This is a genomic window from Sphingomonas sp. (assembly GCF_048594985.1).
GTDB lineage: Bacteria > Pseudomonadota > Alphaproteobacteria > Sphingomonadales > Sphingomonadaceae > Sphingomonas_I.
In genome coordinates, this window is the sequence record NZ_JBMDXG010000009.1 from 1 (window position 1) to 4,539 (window position 4,539).

Sequence of the window (4,539 nt, forward strand, 5' to 3'; positions counted from 1 at the left end):
GTCTATTTCGGCCAGTGTTCGGAGCAGAGCGGCGCGCGCCACGCTTATATGCAGATAGCTGTGGAGGTCGTGCCCCCTGCGCAGTTCGCGCGCAGGATCGCGTTCAAGGGCGGGACGATGCCGGGTGCCAAGCCGGCCGCCAACCCCGACGCGACCAGCCCGACCTCGCCCGCGACCGCCGGCACGCCCGCGGGCGATGCCGTCGCGGCCGACGCGGCGGTGCCGGGCACGACCGAGCAGCCGACCACCGACTCCCAGCCTGCCGTCGCGCAGAACTGAAGGCCTGACCGATGACCGATATCGCCGCCCATCCCAGCCAGTTTCAGGCTGATCACGGCCACGAGCATCATCACGATGCCGATCACAAGCCGGGCTTCTTCGCGCGCTGGTTTATGTCCACCAATCACAAGGACATCGGCACGCTCTACCTGATCTTCGCGATCATCGCGGGCATCATCGGCGGGACCATTTCGGGCCTGATGCGGGTCGAGCTGGCCGAGCCCGGCATCCAGTATCTCGGCACGTGGTACGAATTCCTGCACGGGCCGGGCACGATCGACCAGGCCTACCACCTGTGGAACGTGCTCATCACCGCGCATGGCCTGATCATGGTGTTCTTCATGGTCATGCCGGCGATGATCGGCGGGTTCGGCAACTGGTTCGTGCCGATCATGATCGGCGCGCCGGACATGGCCTTCCCGCGCATGAACAATATCAGCTTCTGGCTGCTCATCCCGGCGTTCGTGCTGCTGCTCGGCTCCAGCTTCGTCTCGGGCGGCACCGGGCCGGGCGCGGGCATCGGCTGGACCGCCTATGCGCCGCTGTCGACCAGCGGCTCGACCGGGCCGGCGGTCGACATGGCGATCTTGTCGCTTCACCTCGCCGGCGCGTCGTCGATCCTGGGCGCGATCAACTTCATCACAACCATCCTGAACATGCGCGCGCCGGGCATGACGCTGCACAAGATGCCGCTCTTCGCCTGGTCGGTGCTGGTGACGGCGTTCCTGCTGCTGCTCTCGCTGCCGGTGCTGGCGGCGGCGATCACAATGCTGCTGACCGACCGCAATTTCGGCACGACCTTCTACGACGCGAGCGGCGGCGGCGATCCGGTGCTGTACCAGCACCTGTTCTGGTTCTTCGGCCACCCCGAAGTCTACATCATGATCCTGCCGGGCTTCGGCATCATCAGCCACGTGATCGCGACGTTCAGCCGCAAGCCGGTGTTTGGCTATCTCGGCATGGCCTACGCCATGGTCGCGATCGGCGTGGTGGGCTTCATCGTGTGGGCGCACCACATGTTCACCACCGGCCTCAGCGTGAACACGAAGATGTACTTCACCGCCGCGACGATGGTGATCGCGGTGCCGACCGGCATCAAGATCTTCTCGTGGATCGCGACGATGTGGGAAGGATCGCTGTCCTTCAAGACGCCGATGCTATGGGCGTTGGGCTTCTTGTTCATGTTCACGGTCGGCGGCGTCACGGGCGTGCTGCTCGCCAATGGCGGCATCGATAACTACTTCCAGGACGGTTATTACGTGGTGGCGCACTTCCACTACGTACTCAGCCTGGGCGCGGTGTTCAGCCTGTTCGCCGGCTTCTATTACTGGTTCCCGAAAATGTCGGGCCGGATGTATAACGAGTTGCTCGGCCAGCTCCATTTCTGGGTGTTCTTCGTCGGCGTGAACATCCTGTTCTTCCCAATGCACTTTCTCGGGCTGCAGGGCATGCCGCGCCGCTATCCCGACTATCCCGACGCGTTCGCGCGGTGGAACGCGCTCGCTACGCACGGCTACGAGATCATGGCGGCGGGCATGGTGATCTTCTTCGTCAACGTGATCTGGTCGCTGTTCGCCGGCCGCAAGGCGGAGGATAATCCGTGGGGCGAGGGCGCCACCACGCTCGAATGGACGCTGTCCAGCCCGCCGCCCTATCACCAGTTCGAACAGCTCCCGCGCATCGATTGATGCACGTTGCCCCGGATGCGGCGATCGCGGCGCGCATCCGGGGCACGATGTCCTCGGGGCTGGCGACTTTGTGGAATCGGACCAAGGCTTTAGGATCGCCCGCATGACGACCGCCGTGCCCTGGACCCCGGCGCTGCCCGCCGACTGGCGCGACTTCCTCGCGCTCACGAAGCCGCGCGTGATGACGCTGGTCGTCTTCACGGCACTGTGCGGCATGCTCGCCGCGCCGGTCTCGATCCATCCCGTCATCGGCTTCACCGCGATCCTGTGCATCGCGGTCGGCGCCGGCGCCTCGGGCGCGCTCAACATGTGGTACGAGGCCGATCTCGACGTGCACATGAAGCGCACGCGCGGACGGCCGCTGCCGGCGGGACGGATGGAACGCCAGTCCGCGCTCCACTTCGGTGTCGCGCTGGGCGTCGGCGCGGTGCTGGTGATGGGGCTCGCCGTCAACCTGCTCGCGGCGGCGATCCTCGCCGGGTCGATCCTGTTCTACGTGCTGATCTACACCGTCTGGCTCAAGCGGCGCACGCCGCAGAACATCGTGATCGGCGGCGCGGCGGGCGCTTTTCCCCCGCTGATCGGCTGGGCGGCGGCGACCGGACAGGTCGGCCTGCTGCCCGTGCTGCTGTTCGCCTTGATCTTCCTGTGGACGCCGCCGCATTTCTGGGCGCTCTCGCTGTTTGTGCGGACCGATTATGCCGCCGCCGGCGTGCCGATGCTGCCCGTCGTCGCGGGGACGCAGGCGACGCGTCGTCAGGTGCTGCTCTACACCTTTCCGATGGTTGCGGCGGCGGTGGCGCCCTGGCCGCTCGGGCTCGCGGGCGCGCTTTACGGCATCACCGCCACCCTGCTGTCGGGCTGGTTCCTGCTGCTCGCCGTGCGCATCGCGCGCAGCGGCGAGACCGATCCACAGCTGATGCGGCCCGAGCGCGCGCTGTTCCGCTTTTCGATCCTCTACCTCTTCGTGCTGTTCGGCGCGCTGGTGGTCGACCGGATGATCGCGGCATGACCCCCGAATTCGAACGCGAATATCGCCGCCGGCAACGGGCGCGGGCGCGCGTTATGGCATTGGCGCTGGGTGGTCTCGCCATCCTGTTCTTTGCGATCACGATCGTGCGGATGGGCTGATGGCGTCGCGCCCGATCGATCGCGCCAAGCGGCGCACGGGGCTGCTGATGCTGCTTCTCGTGGCGGGGATGACCGCGCTCGGCTTCGCCAGCGTGCCGCTCTACCGCCTGTTCTGCCAGGCGACCGGCTTCAACGGCACCGCCCGCCGCGATCTGGTGGCCGAGGCGCCGGGGGCGGTCGGCACGCTGATCGACGTCCGGTTCGACGGCAATGTGTCGCCCAAGCTGCCCTGGCGGTTCGAACCCGAACGGCGCGTGATGCGCGTCGCCGTCGGCGCGCGGCAGATGGCGTTCTTTACCGCGACCAACCTCAGCGACAAGACCGTGACGGGCAGCGCCGCGTTCAACGTCTCGCCGCCGCAGGCCGGGCAATATTTCACCAAGATCCAGTGCTTCTGCTTCACCGAACAGACGTTGCGTCCGGGGGAACGGGTGCGGATGCCGGTGGTCTTCTACGTCGATCCCGGCTTCGCCAAGAACCCCGACACGCGTGACATCAGCGAGATCACGCTGTCCTATACGTTCTTCCCGGTAGCGTCGGGCGAAACACCGGGCTAGGATCGCCGTTAAACAGCCATAACGAGGGGATGCATCAGAATGGCCGGTGCCAAGAGCCACGATTACCACATCCTGCCGCCGAGCCCCTGGCCGCTGCTGGGTTCGATGGCGGCGCTGGTGATGGAGTCGGGCGCGATCATGTGGATGCACAGCGCGGCATATGGCGGCTGGGTGTTCTTCGCCGGGCTGGCGGGCGTCCTGTTCACGATGTTCAGCTGGTGGTCGGATGTGATCCGCGAGGCGCATGCCGGCGATCATACGCCCGTCGTCGGGCTGCACCTGCGCTACGGCATGATCCTGTTCATCGCGTCGGAGGTGATGTTCTTCGTCGGTTGGTTCTGGGCGTGGTTCGATTTCTCGCTCTTCCCCTCGACCGTGGACGCGGTCGGCGGCGTGTGGCCGCCCAAGGGGCTGACGGTGATCGATCCGTTCGCCTTCCCGCTGCTCAACACCCTGATCCTGCTCTGCTCGGGCTGCACCGTCACCTGGGCGCACCACTCGCTGATCCACGGCAACCGCGACGGCCTGATCAAGGGCCTGTGGCTGACGATCGCTCTCGGCGTGTTCTTCAGCTTCATCCAGGTTTACGAGTACATGCACGCGCCGTTCCCCTTCAAGGGGATCAACTATGGCGCCGCCTTCTACATGGCGACCGGCTTCCACGGCTTCCACGTGTTCGTCGGCACGGTGTTCCTCGCGGTCTGCCTGGTCCGCGCGTACAAGGGCCACTTCACGCCGCGTCAGCACTTCGGCTTCGAGGCGGCCGCGTGGTACTGGCACTTCGTCGACGTCGTGTGGCTGTTCCTCTTCTTCGCCATCTATGTCTGGGGTGGCTGGGGCGCTCCGATCCACGCGGGCTGATCCGCCCGGACGGTGATCATTAG

General features: G+C 66.0%; 5 protein-coding genes and 1 pseudogene. All 6 read left to right on the plus strand.

Translation table 11 applies throughout. The annotated features are described in order from the left end of the window. Positions 1-279, plus strand: a pseudogene (locus tag ACOJSF_RS00205) (cytochrome c oxidase subunit II); the annotation flags it as partial. An 11-nt stretch (positions 280-290) separates the two neighbouring features. Next, complete coding sequence (ctaD, locus tag ACOJSF_RS00210; protein ID WP_420140230.1) at positions 291-1,967, plus strand: cytochrome c oxidase subunit I; 1,677 nt, start codon at positions 291-293, stop codon at positions 1,965-1,967. A gap of 103 nt (positions 1,968-2,070) precedes the next feature. Further along, positions 2,071-2,979, plus strand: a complete 909-nt coding sequence (locus tag ACOJSF_RS00215) for a heme o synthase (protein ID WP_420140231.1) — start codon at positions 2,071-2,073, stop codon at positions 2,977-2,979. Next, positions 2,976-3,098 (plus strand): hypothetical protein, encoded by a 123-nt coding sequence (locus ACOJSF_RS00220; protein WP_420140232.1) that lies wholly within the window; start codon positions 2,976-2,978, stop codon positions 3,096-3,098. The genes ACOJSF_RS00215 and ACOJSF_RS00220 overlap by 4 nt, the downstream gene beginning before the upstream one ends. Then, positions 3,098-3,655, plus strand: a complete 558-nt coding sequence (locus ACOJSF_RS00225) for a cytochrome c oxidase assembly protein (RefSeq protein ID WP_420140233.1) — start codon at positions 3,098-3,100, stop codon at positions 3,653-3,655. The genes ACOJSF_RS00220 and ACOJSF_RS00225 overlap by 1 nt, the downstream gene beginning before the upstream one ends. A 39-nt stretch (positions 3,656-3,694) precedes the next feature. After that, positions 3,695-4,516: a cytochrome c oxidase subunit 3 gene (locus ACOJSF_RS00230; RefSeq protein ID WP_420140234.1), complete on the plus strand. Its 822-nt coding sequence runs from the start codon at positions 3,695-3,697 to the stop codon at positions 4,514-4,516. Positions 4,517-4,539: the final 23 nt, after the last annotated feature.

Excerpts from the sequence above, each read along its gene's own strand:
- ctaD (WP_420140230.1), top strand. The coding sequence starts at position 291 with ATGACCGATATCGCCGCCCATCCCAGCCAGTTTCAGGCTGATCACGGC.
- ACOJSF_RS00215 (WP_420140231.1), top strand. The coding sequence starts at position 2,071 with ATGACGACCGCCGTGCCCTGGACCCCGGCGCTGCCCGCCGACTGGCGC.
- ACOJSF_RS00220 (WP_420140232.1), top strand. The coding sequence starts at position 2,976 with ATGACCCCCGAATTCGAACGCGAATATCGCCGCCGGCAACGGGCGCGG.
- ACOJSF_RS00225 (WP_420140233.1), top strand. The coding sequence starts at position 3,098 with ATGGCGTCGCGCCCGATCGATCGCGCCAAGCGGCGCACGGGGCTGCTG.
- ACOJSF_RS00230 (WP_420140234.1), top strand. The coding sequence starts at position 3,695 with ATGGCCGGTGCCAAGAGCCACGATTACCACATCCTGCCGCCGAGCCCC.